The following is an 18,091-nucleotide window of genomic DNA, read 5'->3' on the forward strand; positions in this document are numbered from 1 at the left end:
ACATCGCCAAGCTCCTAATTAAAGAAAGCCTCAACATTATGTTGAGGCTTTTTTGCATTTGAACTCCAGAAAAGATAGGGCGAACGCCCATGTGCCTCTTCACCGCTGTGGGCACTTGAACATCGCAAAGCTTCTAATTAAGTAAGGTCGATAAAAGCCCTTCATCCATGAAGCTTATCGACATTTGTACATCCATGTACATCAAAGCCCGCTCAATGAGCGGGCTTTTTGCGTTTAGGACATTAAAAAAAATTTAGAATTAAGCAACTAGACTTCAGAATATTGCTGAACCCTGAACCCTGAACCCTGAACCCTGAACCCTGAACCCTGAACCCTGAACCCTGAACCCTGAACCCTGAACCCTGAATCCTGAATCTAAGCTCAGTCTGCAGGGTAAACATATTTCTGTACGTATTTTGCTGTTCTAGCTTATGGTAAAAATGACGTTTTAATTACTGCATTTTCACGTAATATAGTAGTATTAACATATATGTGAAGTTGTTTAGTCACACGTTAAACTGATTAATTTTGTTAACTTAGTTACACTAATGCTTTTTTGTGTCGATAAGAAGTGTGTCTTTTTAAATAAAAAGTAAAAATAAATTAGCTTAACATCGTGTGTAAACATAAATAATAAGAATATGAAGCGCTTTATTCAGTATCAAACAGATCGGTTATCCGCTATCCCAAATATGGCTAGCGCTATCTCGAAGAAAATATCAGAATTCCAATACGATTATCGTAAGATGTTGGAAGAGGCGTCTCTGTTTTTTGAAAAACACTACGAATACGAAGCGGAACTTGCGCAATTAAATAAAAAGATCGTCGCTTACCAAGAACATATCGATATTGTCGAAAACTACCGCAAAGAAAAAGGTAAGTATCCGCTTATTAAAGGGCAACGATCTGCTCAGCGTTATTTAGAAAAACTACATCAAAAGATCGATGAAGCTGAGCTGCGCATCAAACAAATTGCAGCCGAGCGTTTGAAGGCTCGTGGTGAGCGTTATATTTCACTGGAAAAGCTAATCGATAATATTCTCGATTTGCTCGATGGGCCTAAAATATTCAGTCAGTTTTTGGGGACCATGGTACTTTCAACGCCGCTACCTAATGAGACGGTTCGTTGTACGCGAAACGAAAAAAACAAACCAATTTATATCACGGCATTAACCGTTGCGCTGTTTGAAGAAGCACGCCTATTTAACCAATTTACTTCACCTTATTTAAAACAAGCGCTGAGCGACATTATCGGATACGATAAAGTCAGCTTAATGCAGCGTCATGATTACAAGCCGTTCACCAAAGAGCAAAAAATGGCTTATCGTGAAGAAGTGCTTAAACCCATCGTTAAAGCAACTTTGCTTCGCCATATTGGCTCTTATGCACCTCATGCTGAAGCAATTTATCAAGGTAACCGATTCAGGCTGTTGGATGTAGAACAACGTAATAAGTTATTAGCTGGAATTAAACGAAACTCATATCTCTACTTGCGTCAGGGGGTAGGTTTACCGCAAAGACGTTTTGATAAAAAAGAAGAACGTGATGAGTTTTTTGAAATTGAAAATGCCAAGTTAGATTTTATGACTCAGTTGCTTGATTTTGATAATCAAGAACCTGAGCTGCGTGACTTGATGCGTATTCCTATGGTGTATGCTTCGTTTATGCTGTCTACCAAAGAGGAATATGATTATCGTAATATGTATCGCGCATATGACATTCTAAAAGATGGCATGAAGCAAGGTGAGTATAACGCTAATTTTTGTGCGCTATTCTTACGTATGGTTGGACGATTCCCACTTGGGAGTGGGGTTTATTTTATCTCGCATGAAACTGAGCAAATTGAAAAAGGTATCGTTTCTTCTCTATTCCCTAAAAATCCAGAAGAGCCTTACGTAAAACAAATTACACGTAACCACATACAATCACTTAGCCAAACTGAAGTTTTGGTGGTACGCAGCACTAATATTTATTTTGAATCTACTCGTGATAACTCGGGACTTGAAGAGGTGGTGTTCACACAACGCTACCAACCACCGTATGTGTGGAATGCTAATGAAGTGTGGGAAGTTCAGGTGCCAGCGTTAGTCTTTTGGAAAAAGGATGGCACCACTAAAAACAGTAATCTCGCTATGCTATAGCATTAGCAGTTATTAACGAGTTGCACACTGCCGCGGCGTTTTTGCCATTTTACCGCAGGTATTAACACCGTAGCTAATAACAGTGCATAAGCCATGTGCGCGCCAATGCCAAATGCAAGAGCCATGCAGGCAATAAACCCTAACGAAATCGTAATACGGTGTTTTGCTGCGAGTAATACCCATGCAGAGCACATGGTTGCAATATAGATAATAACAAACACACCATTTACCCAGTTTATTAAATCTTCCAGATCTTGGCCGCTGAAATAAGTTATAACGAGTACTGTTGCCATGATACTCAGCACACAAATCAATGCTCTTTGCGGTACATTATATTGGTTTGTGTATGCTAATGGTTTGGGCAATACTTTTTGTTCAGCAAAACTTGCGACGAGTTTAGCCAGACTTGTTGTATAAACGTTGATGGTAGCAAGGCCACCTGCTGTACCAAGTATGCCAATGATATAGTTACCGCCACTGAAATAGTGGTTAAATACGCCGATAATCGCCAGCTTTTGATCATTAGGGTGGGCCAAAACTAATACCGTAGATAATAAATAAATCACGCCAACAATGACACTGCCTATAATCATCGCTGGAATAACATCTTGCTTCGGCTTTTTAAACTCATTGGCAAGGTGTGACATAGCTTCAACACCAAGAAAACTCCAAAAAGCGAGACCCGCGGCACTGAGTATTTTATCGCTATCCAAACTCAGCGTTGTGTTCGATTGCATAACCACTTGTTCATTGCTGACAGTAAATAACAACATGACAATAAAGGTGATTAACAGGGTAAGCAGAAACTGTAGTTTTGCAGAAACATGAATGCCTTTTCGATTGATGTAAAACAGGCATAAAAGCGCAGCGAGTTCCGCGAGTAACAATTGTACACCGCTAATATTTATCATTCCTTGCACAAACTGAAAGGTCATAATAATGGCTGCGGGTGCACCAATTGGCACGACTAACAAAAACATTAAGCCAATGACTCTGCCTGCAGTTTTGCCAAAGGCTTTTTCAACAAAATGAGCAGGGCCGCCTGAATGTGGAAAAAGTGACGATAGCTTTCCAAACACATAAGTAATAGGGATTAACCCCACTGTCAGTAGAAGCCAAGCGTATAGTGCATTACTCCCCGACATTTCGACGGTTAGCTGCGGTAGTATAAATACTCCGGTACCGAGTAAGGTTGTTGCCATCATGCCGGCGCCTTGCCAGCGTCCAATGCCTGTATTAACTGATTTCATGTTGCTTTGTTTATAGTTTTTAATAGCGCTAGTATAGAAATATTTACTATCTCAAACTGTTTGAGTTGCTAGGCAGAGTGTGTGATATGCAGGTAAAATGACGGTATTACTGCAAAATTAAAACACTTTGAAGGTTTAGGTGATTAAGTATGCAAATGGATAAATTTGATCAGGCGATTATTGGTCAGTTAAAAATAAACGCGAGGCAAAGCGTATCGGCGATAGCTGATGCAGTAAACCTCTCGCGTTCAGCTGTTACAGAGCGGATTAAAAAACTAGAGCGTCAGGGGCAAATTCGCGGCTATCAAGTCTTGCTAAGCGAATCGCAAAAAGCAGGTGTATCAGCTTACTTTGAAATTCAGCATCAATGTACGCGTTGTTCAAACATTGTTAAGGTGTTTCAGGTGATCCCGGAAGTTTTAACGTGCCATGGCATTACTGGCGACATGGATTTATTGGTTTACGTGCAAACAGATTCGATGCAACGACTTCATGAAATTAGAGAATACTTAGACGCAGAGCCTGATATCGTAAAAATTAAAACGCATGTCGTAATGAGTGAATGGATTAATAATTTAGGCTAAATACACGTAAATTATCGTTATATACCGTTGTTACAATTCGTTACGCAAAACTATAGTCGTAATTAATTTACTGGGTTAGCATGGGAAGGTTAAATACAAAGGGAATATTTATGAAAGCATTAAAACCAATCACACTAAGTGCACTCTCACTATTAGTGCTTAGCGCTTGCAATAACACTCAAAACAACAACAAAACTGATATTGCGGCGCCTATCGCCAAAAAGGTGCCATTTGAAATGACGCACCACGGTAACACACGCGTTGATAATTATTATTGGATGCGTGACGATGAGCGCAAAGATCCTGAAATTCTAGCGCATTTAGAAGCTGAAAATAGTTATACAGAACAAAAATTAAAACATACTGAAGCACTACAAGCGCAATTATTTGACGAGATCAAAGGTCGCATTGTTAAAGATGATCAATCTGTACCAGTCAAACAGGGCGATTACTTTTACGGTAGTGAAGTAAGCGGTGATAATGAATATAGCGTATATACGCGCGCAAAAGATTTAGCAGGTACTGATAAGCAAGTACTGTTAGATGTTAACGAATTGGCAAAAGCACACGATTATTTTAGTGTTAGCACGCTAACTGTAAGTGAAAACGATAATTTACTGGCGTATGGCGAAGATACATTAAGTCGTCGTATTTACACTATTCGCATAAAAGACTTAACTACAGGCGAATACTTAAAAGATGAAATTGAAGGTACTTCAGGCAATATTGTTTGGGGTAACGACAACACCTTCTTGTACTACATCAAAAAAGACCCGCAAACCTTGCTTGGTTATCAGGTTTACCGCCATGTGCTGGGAACGGACCAAAGCAGTGATGAGCTAGTGTATGAAGAGAAAAACAAAGCTTACTACACTTATATTAGTAAGAGTAAAGACAGCAGTTTAGTTTACATTCACCATTCAAGTACTGAAGCACGCGGTGTATCAATTATCGATGCGAACGACGCTAAGGCGAAGCCAACGCGTTTTATTCCCCGTGAAGACAAACACGAATACAGTATTGCTAAGTTAAATAACGATTTTTACATTACTACTAACCTAGATGCGGTTAACTTTCGTTTAATGAAAGTTGATGCAAGTAAAGTAGGTGATAAGGCGCATTGGCAAGAAGTTATCCCTGCGCGTGATAACGTAAAACTTGAAGATATTACGTTATTTGATAATCACTTAGTTTATCAAGAGCGTGAGAATGGTTTAACGAATGTCACTGTGCGTAAGCTAGACTCAGGCAAAGAGTTTAACCTGGACTTTAAAGATACTGCATTTGCTGCAGGTATGTACGGTAACAATGAACTTGATAATGAATCTGTTCGTTTGTATTACACCAGTATGACAACGCCTTCTAGTGTAATTGAATATACGTTAGAAGACGGTAAGAAAACTGTACTAAAAGAACAGAAAGTATTAGGTGACTTTAACTCTGATAACTATGTATCTGAACGCATTATGGTAACGGCACGCGATGGTAAAAAAGTACCTGTATCGCTGGTTTATCATAAAGATAAGTTTAAAAAAGATGGCACTAACCCGCTTTACCAATATGGCTATGGCTCGTATGGTGCAACCTTCGACCCGACTTTCTCAACGTCACGTTTAAGCCTGCTTGATCGTGGTTTTGTTTACGCCATTGCCCATATTCGAGGCTCTCAAATGCTAGGTCGCCCTTGGTATGAAGATGGTAAAAAACTCACCAAGAAAAATACCTTCAACGACTTTGTTGACGTAACCAAAGCGCTTGTAGAGCAAGGTTACGGTGCAAAAGATAAAGTATTTGCGGTTGGTGGCAGTGCCGGTGGTTTATTAATGGGGGCTGTGATTAACCAAGCGCCAGAATTATATCGCGGTGTTGCTTCTCACGTACCATTTGTCGATGTGGTTACCACTATGCTTGATGAATCAATTCCACTGACTACAAACGAGTATGATGAGTGGGGGAACCCGAATGAAAAAGCGTACTATGACTACATGTTAAGTTACTCACCTTACGATCAGGTTAAGCGTCAAGCGTATCCAAACCTGTTAGTAACGACTGGCTTACATGACTCGCAAGTACAGTACTTTGAACCTATGAAGTGGGTTGCTAAGTTGCGTGAATATAAGACGAACGATAACCTACTACTATTCAAAACGGATATGGAAGCAGGTCACGGTGGTGCATCAGGTCGCTTTAAGCGCATAAACGATACTGCATTAGAGTATGCGTTCTTCATTGATTTACTAGAGCAGTAATACACATATTAAAGGGGCGAAAGCCCCTTTTTTATTAAGCTAAGTTATATTTCTTCGCCCGCTTCATCCATTTGAACAATCTCAGTTTCCTGCAAAGCCAGATCTACCCACTCGGCAAGTACAGAACAGCTCAATACTTTGTGCATATAAGCCGTTGCAGGAGCATTTAATGAAATGCCATAGGTTTTAAAACGCAGCGCGATAGGCGCAAACATGGCATCAACAATTCCCCAATCACCAAATAGCCAACCGCCTTGATGTTGAAACAGTGTGTGTTGTTCACTAAAAATCTGCTCAATGCGCGCAATGTCATTTTGGCTTTGTGCTGTCAGTTCCACTTTGCGCTTAGCGCGTATATTCATAGGTAACTGATTGCGTAATGAGTTAAAACCAGCATGCATTTCTGCCGCTAATGCCCGAGCTTTTGCACGTTGCTGCGGATCACTTGGCCAACCTTTATTAGATAAATAAGCTTCATTGATGTATTCGCAGATTGCAAGCGAATCCCATATGGTTGTACTACCATCAACTAACACAGGCACTTTAGCGATGGGAGCAATGGTGGCAAGGGTATCGCTAAAACTTGGTGTCTCTAATTTTAAGTTGTGTTCAGTGAAAATTAAATTGAATTTTTTCATTACAAGCCAGGCTCTTAGTGACCAGCTCGAATAGTTTTTATTGGCGATATATAAATCCATCTAGCGTTACTCTCAATTAGGTAGTTAGTTTATTTGCCAATAATTTATCGTGTTATTTATGCATCGAATAGCGCATAATTCTTATACTATCTATCAGTTAAATTGATGTGTTATGGAAATTGATGCGCTTAAAAGTTTACTTGCATTTGTCGACACTGGAAGCATAACGCGCGCTGCTAAACAGGTTAATCGCACTCAGTCGGCAGTTAGTATGCAGATGAAAAAACTCGAGCAGGATTTAGGTAAGGTGCTGTTTGAAAAAAATGGTCGCAATCTCATTTTGTCAAAAGATGGGCATCAACTTGTTGGTTATGCAAAACAACTTATTGCACATTACGACAGCACATTAAATGCCGTTAAAACGGACCGTAATAAGTTACGCATTCGGTTAGGTTGCCCTGATGATTACGCCGATGCTATTTTGCCAAGCGTAGTAAAAAAAATGCATCAGTTGTGGCCAAGTTTAGATCTACAAATACGTTGTTTACCAAGTAATATTATTCGACAGCAGCTCGACAATGGTGAACTCGATTTAGGCATAGTAACACGCTCATTTGATAGTGAAGAGGGTATTATTATTGCTAAAGATAGTGGTGTATGGGTAAGTAATGGTGATTGTAAAATACTAGAGCAAACGCCTTTGCCCCTGGTTACATTTCAGCAAGATTGCCGTTTTCATCACGCAGCAATTGAAGGCCTGCACAAGCAGGGAACGCAATTTAAGTTGATTGCCATGAGTGGCAGTGTTGCTGCGATGCAAGGGTTGATAAAACAAGGCATGGCAATTGGTGCTATGGCGCGCTTAAGTATCGGCGAGCTAACAGAACTGAAAAATACGCACTTACCCGCCTTACCTGATATTAGTATTGTGCTAATTAGTAACGTGCATACCAATAGCAAAATTTCTCAAACTGAGCTGTTGCAACTAGGCAACAGTGTTTAGCTGCAATGTCATAAACGTGCTGTGTGGATCTTCTTGATAATCAGCGAAAGGACCACAGATATTAAATCCAAACTTTAGATATAAATTGCGTGCAGCACAAAAGTACTCTTGCGTGCCGGTTTCAAGGCTAAGTGACAAATAGGCTTTATCAATTGCTAGCTCAATTGTGTGTTGCAGTAAGCGTGACGCGACGCCGCCTCCACGGGCGTACTTTGCGGTGCGCATTGACTTTATTTCAGCGTGGTTTGGGCAAAGCTGTTTTATTGCAATACAGCCAAGCAAGGTATCATCACGCCATGCGCTGAAAAAAGTGATATTGCTTTTTTTAAGTTCGTTAAGGTCAAGTGCATGAACACTCTCAGCGGGTGATGTTGCGTACATATCATCTAAATGTTCTTGTAACAGAGCAATCACAGCGGGGCTGGATAAATCATCAATTTTAATGTGCATGTAAGGTCTTCTGTTAAATAATCCAGTCACGCATATTCATCTAATATGCCAATCTTTTTTTATTTGTAATAAATTGAATCTATTGGTGAATTATTTTTTGATTGAACCTGAGAAACGAAAAGCGATAGGAAATGCCACTTTTTGGTGCAAGCTGTGCTCTTTTCTTTAGCACTGGTCTTGCATCTAAATTTGCACTGGGGTTAAGCTAGTTCAAATTTTCTAAAGCCAGTAATTTATGGAAAAGTTTAACGATATCTATCTTCGCGCAGTCGAGCGAAAGGGCGGTGAGCGTCAATTAAAGGCGTTGCTGTCAAAACCAGTGAGTAATAAGCGCATAGCAGAGTTGCCAGATTCAGCTTGGTTATCTGAATTTACCAAAAAGATTTTTCAAAGTGGATTTTATTGGTCGGTTATTGAGAAAAAGTGGCCTGGCTTTGAAGAGGTATTTTGGCGTTTTGATGTTGAGGCATTACTAATGATGTCGCCGGAACAACAGGAAAAAGCCGCTAGCGATGAACGCATTGTGCGTAACTATAAAAAAGTACAAACGGTGCAGGCCAATGCCTATATGATCCATGATGTTGCAAGTCAGCATGGTAGTTTTAGTCAGTTTATCGCAGATTGGCCAAGTGACGACATTATTGGGCTTTGGCAGTATCTTAAAAAGCATGGCGCACGCTTAGGTGGTAACACTGGGCCTTATGCGCTTCGTGTATTAGGCAAAGATACCTTTTTGTTATCGCGAGATTGTGAGAGCTATTTGCGCAGCCATAAGATTATTGATGGCGGTTTACAAACTAAAAAGTCGTTGGTTGCAATTCAAACTTTCTTTAATGAATTGCAACAGCAAAGTGGCTTAAGTTATCAAGAGGTTAGCCAAATAATTTCATATAGCTGCGGTGACAATGTAGTCGGTATTAGCTAACACAATAAGTTAACTACGCGGCACAAATTCTAATACGGTTGCATTGATGCAGTAACGCAGTTGACCATTTGGGCCATCATCAAACACATGGCCTAAATGAATGTCTGACTCAACGGCACGAATTTCAGTACGCACCATGCCAAAGCTATGGTCTGGTTTTTCATATACTGCACCTTTAACCGGTTTGGTGAATGAAAGCCAGCCACTGTTAGAGTTAAAGCGGTCACGCGTATCAAATAACTTAGCGCCACTTAGCTTATCGATAAATACGCCATCCGGCGTGTTTTTAAAAATCTCATATTGTTTGCAATAGCGGTTATCGGTGCCTTTATTAAATGCCACATTAAACGCTTCACCTTTTCCCAGTTTAAATGCCCCTACTATTTTGTAAAATTCATCGCGAGACACATAGCCTTGGCGTGCAAATACTTCTTTGCCTTGCTCTAACAAAATAATGGTGGGGGTTGCCCATGTAGGCGTTTTAATTTCAAGGTCATGAAGTTGGTCGGCTGTTCTGAATGTAAGCGGAATTGACCCTGCATAACCTGTTGCTGTCTCAGATTTAAATTTTTCACAATACGGACAGAAAGGTGCATCAATAACTAAAATCTGTTTACCCTCTAGTAATGCGCTATTGTCACTTTTGGCAATTTTTTGTTGGTTAAATGTCACACCAGTTCGCAAATCAGGGCAGTAGCCATTAGGGTTTTTGGCTAGGTAATCTTGGTGATATTCTTCCGCAGCATAAAAGGTATCAAGTGGCTTAATGCTGGTGGCTATTTTGCCGAAACCAGCCTGACTAAGTAGAGATTGGAATTGTTTAGTAACCGCCATTGCGAGCGTTTTTTGTTGCTCTGAATTATATAAAATAGTTGAGCGATATTGTGTGCCGACATCGTTACCTTGACGGTTCACCTGTGTCGGATCATGGTGCTCATAAAAATGCTGTAAAATTTGCTCTAGACTAATTTCATTACGATTAAAAGTGACTTTAACGACTTCGGCATAGTTATTAGGGTTGTACTTGTTACTTTTTTTAATGATATTACGGTAGGTTGCTTTAAAGCCGCTGCCATCCGCATAGCCACTCACTGCATCAATTACGCCATCAAGTGCTTCATAGCGTTTCTCTGCGCCCCAAAAGCAGCCCGAACCAAGCACGATTGAATCTATGTGATTGGTTTGTGGTTTACGCTCTTGTGCAGAATTGGTAAAGCTTAGTAAGAATAAGCTAAAGCAAATTAGGTAGTTCATATCGGCGCCTTGTTAAACTTTATACTACGTAAATACATAGACCTGAGATCGCCTTGTTTATATTCACAGCCGCTCAACATTTAGATTAGCCGTTTATCAATTAGTGAAAGTGATAGTGATAAATTGTTTTATGCTTTATCGCAACAACAAGGGGGAAACATGAAAAAATTAATCTCAATAGCACTTGGTTTATCTGCACTAACCTTAGCAGGTTGTAATGCGACGATGGATGTTACTTACACTCCGATTACCGAATTAGAAACGCATACCGATTGGGAAATCGACACCGCAACGGGCTCTTGGAAAGTAGTTGAAAGTACTGTTTATATTAGCGCCGAGGAAAAGCAGCACGAGTTACCTAAGCAATATGATCGCTTCTCTAACAATTAGTTTTACTAAATTAACTCTTTTAGAGTGCGCGTTGATAAAGTTAAGCGCACTCTAAATTAAAAGCGTGAAGTCATCAGCAAGGTCACTGAGTCTAAACCTGAACTATCATCTCCAAACCCCGCACCTAAACCAAAGTTAAATGAAAAGTGTTCATTAAACCAATACTGAGTTTGCACTTCAAAATTGTTATTATCGAGTTCATTGGTTTGCGCCAGCGCTTGAATACCAATAAACCAATTCTCATTGATATAATAATCTGCCCGTCCTTGATAATAATCTTCTTTCCCCGATATTTGTTTAAATACAAAATCCCAGCCTTGCCCTTGTTCAATTTTGGTATAGCGCACATATGGGGTTAATCGCCAGTTATTACTTGAGTCTTGCACACCAAAAACATCGGATTCGTTACGATATAAGTAAGTTACGCCAACACCTAGCTGCAAATTAGTGGTGATATTGTTACCGAGTTCGCCATTAAGCATTAAATATTCATTATTAAAATCGTTATCTTTTGCATACTCTACGTTAGAGCGAACAACCAACGCATTGTCGAAATAATGTGTGTATTCGACGTCAATATCATAAAAATCATCCAGTACGAGTGCTCGCGTCGAGAGGGTATTGATTCTATTTAGATAGGTTTTAATATTGTGAGGACCACTTGCCGATGCCAGATCTTCAAAGGCGTAGGTATAAGCAATCCCAACAAAATTATCATCAAAGTCATAAAGGTCAGATACACCAAAATCGATTTGATGTTGAATCGTGTCGCTTGCTAAGCCACTATTGCAGGCAAATAAAAGGGCTAAAGGCAGTAGTTTTTTCATGTTAATTCCTTTTTGACAGTAGGATAATGAAATAACTACCTATTGATAAGTTCAGACCTGTTTGAAATTGTTAGAGATTGTAAAAGTACCTAGCTTTGTATACGAGGGAACAATAAATGATTTGGTATAAAGAAATAGATAAAGCGTTATGCGATAAGCTAGATGAAGGTTTGCATGGCAAAGGCAGTTTAATGAAAACGTTAGGGATTGAAATATGTGAAGTTGGCGACGATTATCTTGTTGCTAGCATGCCAGTTACACCTGATCACCACAACCCTATTGGTATGCTGCACGGAGGCGCGAATGTTGTGCTAGCTGAAACAGTAGCAAGCTACGCGGCAAACTTTGTTGTAGATACCGATAAGTACTACTGCGTAGGCCAAGAAATCAATGCGAATCATATTAAAGCGGCGCGCAAAGGTATGGTGTATGCCACAGCAAAAGCTGTTCACTTAGGTAAACGTACCTCTGTGTGGGAAGTTAAAATTACCAACCAAGCCGGTGAGCTTACCTGTATTTCAAGAATGACCGCAGCGGTGGTTGAGCGACGATAGTTGATCTACATCTAGTAACCGCGTTTTAGCGCTGGTATTTTATCTAGCGCTGGCATATACCTTAGCCAGAGGTATATGCAAATGAGTGAAAAATCGTTAATTACGCTGCTTAAAGTAGTTATTGTGCTTGGATTATGCTTAATAGGACTTGGATATTATTTGATAAATGTCGCGCATATTGAGCAAAGTATGGGTATCTCCGGCATGATGATTGGCGGAGGGTGTTATGCCCTTGGATTAATCTTATCTTTGCCAACCAAAATGTACCTTACTTTTATTTGGGTTACCGCGGAACAAAGAAAAAAGAGTGGTTAACAGGTTAGCTCAGCAGATTATTAAATAATCAGCCATACTATGATTTATCACTCATTATTAGTGGCACTTGTGATTAGACTTTTTTGTTTATTATTGTTGTGCTTTAACGCTCATGTGTATGCCCGCGATATTAAAGTCGCTGCTGGCAACTTTACTCCATACTTCAAAGCAAGCTCCTATCAACGCCATGTTGGCTTATACGAGCAGCTTTTGTCTGCAGGGCTTAATAGAGCAGGGTTCAGCCCGACTTACATCAATGTTTCAAACGATGCGATAAAACGCTACTACGAAAAGCAAAGGGTTGATATTGCAGTAAATTGGACAGGTGCATTTACTGGGGACGGTTACCCGTCTCAGTATCGCTTGTTCTTTTACAATCGTGCAATTTTAAGTAAAGACAATCGATGGGCTAAGGCTGAACATGTGCTTGATTTAAAAGGTGCAAGGTTAGCAAGTTTTTCAGGTGCAAGTTTAAACTTTGGTCATGACTTCCAAATACTAATCAATGACATAAATACACGTTATTTTGAAAGTGGCGATCAGCTCGCTGTGAATAAGATGCTGGTGGCAAATAAGATTGATGTATTAGTTGCTGATTGGCTGAAGTTTTATCATTTTATTAAACCGCTGGGGCTAACAAATAAGTTTACACCGTTAGACGTTATCACAAATGCCGGTTCGCAGATTATCTTTAGAGATGAGAAAGTACGCGATGCATTTGATACTGCAATTACGCAAATGTATGTTAGTGGTGAGCTAGATAAGCTCACCCTAACATGGTTGGCAAAAAATAATTTACCTAAGGTATCACATCGTTTTTTAGCAAAACGACCTTAAATACCGCCGCCGTCTGTGTGAAGGCCACACTCACGATTTAAACCAAAGAAACGCGTTTCTTCTTCGGTCATACCTGGCTCTAGCTTACGTGTGGTATGCACATCACCCATCGACACATAGCCTTGTTCCCATAACGGGTGGTAAGGTAAATCGTGCTTGGTTAAGTATTGATACACATCGCGGCTATGCCAATCAATAATTGGATAAACCTTCACGGTACCGCGACTGATCTCAAGCACTTGCTTATCTGCTCGAGTCGATGATTGTTGGCGACGCAAACCGCTAAACCAAGTACCTGCATCGAGTTCTTTCAATGCACGTGTCATAGGTTCAACTTTATTTAAGGTATTGTATTGTTTAATACCTTGTTCGCCTTGTTCCCATAATTTACCAAACTTAGCTTCTTGCCACGCAGGGCTCAGTTCTGATTTATACACTTTCAGATTGAGTTTCAATCGCTCAGTAAGCTCATCAATAAACTGATAAGTTTCTGGGAAAAGATAACCAGTATCTGTTAAAACCACCGGGATATCTGCTTTATGCGATGTTACTAGGTGTAACATCACAGCCGCTTGAATGCCAAAGCTAGACGATAAAAAGTGTGTGCTTGGTAAATTTTCTAACGCCCATAAAACACGTTCTTCAGCCGAAAGCTCTGCTAGCATGCCATTTGCATCGGCAAGCATGGCATTCTGAACGTCTTTATCTAGCGTTAATATTTGCTTAAATTCACTCATGCATAAATTCCAAATGAGGGCGGCTAACCGCCCTTAAAATATTAAGCGTGGAAGTCTGTTTTAGAGACTTTCACTTCGGCAACGATTTCCTTACGGATAGCGAAGTCACCAAAACATTCACCTTCGTTGCGCTCCTTGGCCCATTGGCCAATTAATTCATCTAATGCTGGTAAGTAAACGTCTTCCCCAACATTTTCTAGGTAAAGCTTAGGTACGCGCGTACCTTCACGGTTACCACCTAGGTAAACGTTGTATTTACCTGGGCCTTTACCGACAAAACCAATTTCAGCTAACATGGCGCGACCACAACCATTCGGGCAGCCTACGACACGCATAATGATGTCGTCATTCGGAATTTCGTGCTTCGCTAAAATAGCTTCTGTTTTCTCGATAAGCTCAGGTAAATAACGTTCAGCTTCAGCCATCGCAAGTGGACAAGTCGGTAATGCCACACATGCCATTGAGTTAAAGCGTTGCTCTGAGTGTGAGTCGTCAATTAAACCGTGCTCGCGCGCGATTTTTTCAATAATGTCTTTTTGATCCGCAGGCACACCGGCAACAATTAAGTTTTGGTTAGCTGTCATGCGGAAGTCACCTTGGTGAATTTCTGCAATCTTACGACAACCTGTTTTCAGTGGTTGACCTGGGTAATCAAGAATACGACCACTTTGGATAAACAGCGTCAGGTGGTGCTTACCATCAATACCCTCTACCCAACCGATACGGTCACCACGGTGAGTGAACTCATAAGGGCGGCTTTCTTCAAATTTAACGCCAGCACGATTTTCAACTTCCGCTTTAAACGCATCTGTACCGAAAGTATCTAATGTGTACTTAGTTTTTGCGTTCTTACGGTTAACACGATTACCCCAGTCACGCTGAACAGATACGACGTGCTCTGCAATTTTTAGTGTGTGCTCAAGCGGAATGAAACCTAGATCATCCGCTTTGCGCGGGTAAGTGTTTACATCACCGTGGGTCATCGCAAGACCACCACCAACAAGTACGTTAAAACCAACTAGTTTGCCGTTGTCAGCAATGGCAACAAAGTTAAGGTCATTGGCGTGAACGTCTACTTCGTTGTTTGGTGGAATCGTAACCGTGGTTTTGAACTTACGTGGTAAGTAAGTAGACCCTAAAATTGGCTCTTTTGTTGTTTCTGTCTTTTCACCGTTTAACCAAATTTCAGCATACGCTTTAGTGTGTGGTAATAAGTGCTCAGAAATCTTAGCGGCCCACTCGTATGCTTCTTGGTGTAACTCAGACTCAACTGGGTTAGTCGTACATAGTACGTTACGGTTAACGTCACCGGCAGTTGCAATTGAGTCAATGCCAACGCTGTTTAGCATTTGGTGCATTTCTTTAATGCCCGGCTTTAACACACCGTGGAACTGGAATGTTTGACGTGTTGTTAAACGAATACTGCCATAAATGGTTTTATCGCCAGCAAACTCATCAATCGCTAACCACTGCTTAGGTGTGATAATACCGCCTGGCATACGTGCGCGAAGCATCACGTTATGCATTGGCTCAAGCTTTTGCTTAGTACGCTCTGGACGAATATCACGGTCGTCTTGCTGGTACATACCGTGGAAACGGATTAGCTGGAAGTTATCCGCTGTAAAACCACCGGTAAGTTGGTCTTTTAGATCCGCTTCAATGGTACCGCGTAAAAAGTTACTTTGCGTTTTTAATCTTTCGTTATCAGCAAACTTAGCATTTGGGTCTAGCTTGCTGTTAGGTTTGTAATCTGTGCTCATGGCTTATCCTAAAATTCTACTGTGACGGTCAGTGTGGTGTACTAACAAGCTGTTAGTACACGTCTTTTTGATAACGGTTGTTGCTGCGAAGCTCCTTAAGGTAGCTTTCAGCTTGCTCGTCATCTTTGCCACCATGGGCTTTAACAATGTCGATAAGTGCTTGGTGAACGTCTTTCGCCATGCGGGTTTGCGTCACCACAAATATAGAAATGTGCACCTTTTTCTAACCATGCAAATACTTCTTCGCCTTTCTCGCGAAGACGGTCTTGCACGTATACTTTTTCTGCTTGCTCGCGGCTAAATGCTAGGTCTACTTTGTTTAGTAGACCAGACTTCACATAACCTTGGATCTCTACTTGATATAAGAAATCTTGCGTGAAGTGCGGGTTACCGAAGAATAACCAGTTATCACCTTCCGCTTCACGTGCATCACGCTCTTGCAAGAATGCGCGGAAAGGCGCAATACCTGTACCTGGGCCAACCATGATAACTGGAGTGTTATCGTCGCTTGGTAAACGGAAGTTGTCGTTATGCTCGCTAAATACTTTAACTTGTACGCCTTCTTCTGCACGGTGTGCAAGATAGCTTGAACAACCGCCAAAGTGTTTTTCACCAAAGGCATCAAACTCGACTAAACCAACCGTTAAGTGTACTTCTTCTTCCACTTCAGCTTGGCTTGACGCAATTGAATATAAACGCGCTTGTAGCTTACGTAGGCTATTTGCTAAATCTTGTGCGCTAATATCGCTTGGGTTTTGCTTAATGATATCGAAGATTTGACGTGCTTCGATGTATTCACGCATTGCTGCTTTATCTTCAACTAGCTTTAATAGCTCTGCGTTGTTAGTCGCTTGTGCGTACTTTTCAACGAAACCAGGGTAAGACTGAGTTAGCTCTAGTTTTTCAATAAGTGCTGTGCGAATTGATAACGTTTCTTCACCTAACGTGATTTCAGTCGCGCCATCAATGTTTAATAGTGCCAGCGTTTCATCAACAAGTGCTTCGTCATTTAAGAAATAAACACCTAAAGAATCACCTGGAAGATACGTGATGTCAGAGCCTTCTAATGAAATCTCAATGTGACGTACATCTTTAGTTGAGTCGCGACCTGTGATCTTTTGTACCACACTTAGCTCAGCCGCAAATGGGTTTTGCTTAGTGTATTGGCTTTGCGCTGGTGCTGCACCGAAGCCAGCCATAGGAATAACTTGTGCTGAACCTTGTGATTGTGCTTTTAGCTCAGGTTCGAATGCATCAACCGCACCACCGATCCAAGCTGCTGCTTGGTCTTCATAATCAACGTCTAAATCAGCACGCGTAACCACAGTTTCTGCGCCTAGTGCTTTAAAGCGCTCTTCAAAATCAATCGCCGTTTGGCAGAAGAATTCGTAGCTTGAGTCACCTAAACCGATAACCGCCACTTTAACACCATCTAGTTTAGGCGCTTTTTTCGAAGCTAAGAACGCATGTAGATTTTCAGCGTCTTCTGGTGGCTCACCCTCACCATAAGTAGAAACAGCAACAGCAATAAACTTCTCTTTCTTAAGTTGAGCTGGCTTATAGTCAGCCATATTTACAAGCTTAACCGCTAGACCTTTCGCTTCAGCTGCTGCTTTTAGCTGGTTAGCGACGCCTTTGGCATTACCTGTTTGTGAACCATAAAGAATGGTTAATGCCGCAGCTTCGCCTGCTTGTGGTGCTGCGCCCGCAACCTGACCTGATAATGCTGCTGTATTGGCATTTGCTGCTAAGTAACCACTCACCCAAGCTTGTTGAATTGGGTTCAGTTCAGCAGTAAGCGCTTGTAACTTCTGTACTTGCTCTGGCGTAAGCGGACTCGCTTGCGCAGAAAGTTGACTTAACAACATGGAATTTTTTCCTCGACCACCAAATGGTTTATACATTTCTTAACGGTGCTTGTTATACATCTAGTAACAACACACCTTTTTAAGCTTCTCTGATGGTGAAATATAACGATGTCATGGCAAAGAAAAAAATAATAGAAAGTGCTTTGTTATTCCAAAAAGGAATGTATGACGTGTTATTTATAATTTTTATTGAGAGCCGATGCGTTAATTGATTGTTGTGCTTGAAATTAGTTGCGGCACGTTGCGGTATTGCGATTGGATAATATTCAATAAAGGTAAGTGAAAGTGATTACTTTTAGTGGTTTTAAT

Annotated in this window: 16 protein-coding genes and 1 pseudogene; 9 read left to right on the plus strand and 8 right to left on the minus strand. The window is 40.8% G+C overall.

The genetic code is table 11. From position 1 onward, the window contains the following. Window positions 1–641 precede the first annotated feature (641 nt). The gene (locus tag C2M30_RS00775) at window positions 642–2,141 is read left to right on the plus strand and encodes a hypothetical protein (protein ID WP_158683285.1); all 1,500 of its coding nucleotides are present in this window, start codon (window positions 642–644) and stop codon (window positions 2,139–2,141) included. Window positions 2,142–2,143: 2 nt separating this feature from the next. Here the strand turns inward: C2M30_RS00775 and yjeH are convergent, their stop codons facing one another. Further along, entirely contained in the window at window positions 2,144–3,391 is a 1,248-nt protein-coding gene (yjeH, locus tag C2M30_RS00780) for an L-methionine/branched-chain amino acid transporter (RefSeq protein WP_105170328.1), read from the minus strand. 155 nt (window positions 3,392–3,546) lie between these two features. Here yjeH and C2M30_RS00785 point away from each other — a divergent pair, with 155 nt between their 5' ends. Together C2M30_RS00785 and C2M30_RS00790 are read left to right on the plus strand one after the other, a co-directional pair. Further along, window positions 3,547–3,975, plus strand: coding sequence for an Lrp/AsnC family transcriptional regulator (locus C2M30_RS00785; protein ID WP_105170377.1), 429 nt, complete (start codon window positions 3,547–3,549; stop codon window positions 3,973–3,975). Between the two features lie 110 nt (window positions 3,976–4,085). Continuing rightward, entirely contained in the window at window positions 4,086–6,224 is a 2,139-nt protein-coding gene (locus C2M30_RS00790; protein ID WP_105170329.1) for a S9 family peptidase, read from the plus strand. A 44-nt stretch (window positions 6,225–6,268) separates the two neighbouring features. Here C2M30_RS00790 and C2M30_RS00795 read toward each other — a convergent pair whose 3' ends face one another. Further along, the gene (locus C2M30_RS00795; protein ID WP_105170330.1) at window positions 6,269–6,922 is read right to left on the minus strand and encodes a glutathione S-transferase family protein; all 654 of its coding nucleotides are present in this window, start codon (window positions 6,920–6,922) and stop codon (window positions 6,269–6,271) included. Window positions 6,923–7,034: 112 nt separating this feature from the next. Here C2M30_RS00795 and C2M30_RS00800 point away from each other — a divergent pair, with 112 nt between their 5' ends. Next, window positions 7,035–7,865 carry a LysR family transcriptional regulator gene (locus tag C2M30_RS00800; RefSeq protein WP_105170331.1) on the plus strand — a complete coding sequence of 277 codons (831 nt, stop codon included), beginning with the start codon at window positions 7,035–7,037 and terminating at the stop codon, window positions 7,863–7,865. Here the strand turns inward: C2M30_RS00800 and C2M30_RS00805 are convergent. Next, window positions 7,848–8,315 (minus strand): GNAT family N-acetyltransferase, encoded by a 468-nt coding sequence (locus C2M30_RS00805; protein WP_105170332.1) that lies wholly within the window; start codon window positions 8,313–8,315, stop codon window positions 7,848–7,850. The genes C2M30_RS00800 and C2M30_RS00805 overlap by 18 nt on opposite strands. Before the next feature lie 235 nt (window positions 8,316–8,550). Between C2M30_RS00805 and C2M30_RS00810 the strand changes: the two genes are divergently transcribed. Continuing rightward, a complete protein-coding gene (locus tag C2M30_RS00810) occupies window positions 8,551–9,240 on the plus strand; it encodes a DNA-3-methyladenine glycosylase I (RefSeq protein ID WP_105170333.1) in 690 nt (229 codons plus the stop codon). Between the two features lie 9 nt (window positions 9,241–9,249). Here the strand turns inward: C2M30_RS00810 and msrA are convergent, their stop codons facing one another. Continuing rightward, complete coding sequence (msrA, locus tag C2M30_RS00815; RefSeq protein ID WP_105170334.1) at window positions 9,250–10,494, minus strand: peptide-methionine (S)-S-oxide reductase MsrA; 1,245 nt, start codon at window positions 10,492–10,494, stop codon at window positions 9,250–9,252. 159 nt (window positions 10,495–10,653) lie between these two features. Between msrA and C2M30_RS00820 the strand changes: the two genes are divergently transcribed. Continuing rightward, window positions 10,654–10,884, plus strand: a complete 231-nt coding sequence (locus C2M30_RS00820) for a hypothetical protein (protein ID WP_054980505.1) — start codon at window positions 10,654–10,656, stop codon at window positions 10,882–10,884. A 56-nt stretch (window positions 10,885–10,940) separates the two neighbouring features. Here C2M30_RS00820 and C2M30_RS00825 read toward each other — a convergent pair whose 3' ends face one another. Further along, window positions 10,941–11,711, minus strand: a complete 771-nt coding sequence (locus C2M30_RS00825; protein WP_010562232.1) for a hypothetical protein — start codon at window positions 11,709–11,711, stop codon at window positions 10,941–10,943. 116 nt (window positions 11,712–11,827) lie between these two features. Between C2M30_RS00825 and C2M30_RS00830 the strand changes: the two genes are divergently transcribed. The 3 genes from C2M30_RS00830 to C2M30_RS00840 all read left to right on the plus strand — a co-directional run bounded on the left by C2M30_RS00830 (window position 11,828) and on the right by C2M30_RS00840 (window position 13,417). Next, on the plus strand, window positions 11,828–12,265 hold the full coding sequence (locus C2M30_RS00830; protein WP_010562231.1) for a PaaI family thioesterase: 438 nt from the start codon (window positions 11,828–11,830) through the stop codon (window positions 12,263–12,265). A gap of 81 nt (window positions 12,266–12,346) precedes the next feature. Further along, window positions 12,347–12,580 carry a hypothetical protein gene (locus tag C2M30_RS00835; protein ID WP_010562230.1) on the plus strand — a complete coding sequence of 78 codons (234 nt, stop codon included), beginning with the start codon at window positions 12,347–12,349 and terminating at the stop codon, window positions 12,578–12,580. A 69-nt stretch (window positions 12,581–12,649) separates the two neighbouring features. Beyond that, complete coding sequence (locus tag C2M30_RS00840) at window positions 12,650–13,417, plus strand: substrate-binding periplasmic protein (protein WP_158683286.1); 768 nt, start codon at window positions 12,650–12,652, stop codon at window positions 13,415–13,417. Here the strand turns inward: C2M30_RS00840 and C2M30_RS00845 are convergent. From C2M30_RS00845 to C2M30_RS00855, 3 genes and pseudogenes are all read right to left on the minus strand, one after another. Next, window positions 13,414–14,154 (minus strand): phosphoadenylyl-sulfate reductase, encoded by a 741-nt coding sequence (locus C2M30_RS00845; protein ID WP_010562228.1) that lies wholly within the window; start codon window positions 14,152–14,154, stop codon window positions 13,414–13,416. The genes C2M30_RS00840 and C2M30_RS00845 overlap by 4 nt on opposite strands. Window positions 14,155–14,195: 41 nt before the next feature. Beyond that, the gene (gene cysI, locus C2M30_RS00850) at window positions 14,196–15,914 is read right to left on the minus strand and encodes an assimilatory sulfite reductase (NADPH) hemoprotein subunit (protein WP_105170336.1); all 1,719 of its coding nucleotides are present in this window, start codon (window positions 15,912–15,914) and stop codon (window positions 14,196–14,198) included. A gap of 52 nt (window positions 15,915–15,966) precedes the next feature. Then, window positions 15,967–17,782: pseudogene (locus C2M30_RS00855) on the minus strand (assimilatory sulfite reductase (NADPH) flavoprotein subunit). Window positions 17,783–18,091: the final 309 nt, after the last annotated feature.

The organism is Pseudoalteromonas sp. T1lg24 (genome assembly GCF_002964745.1).
Classification (GTDB): Bacteria; Pseudomonadota; Gammaproteobacteria; order Enterobacterales; family Alteromonadaceae; genus Pseudoalteromonas; species Pseudoalteromonas spongiae.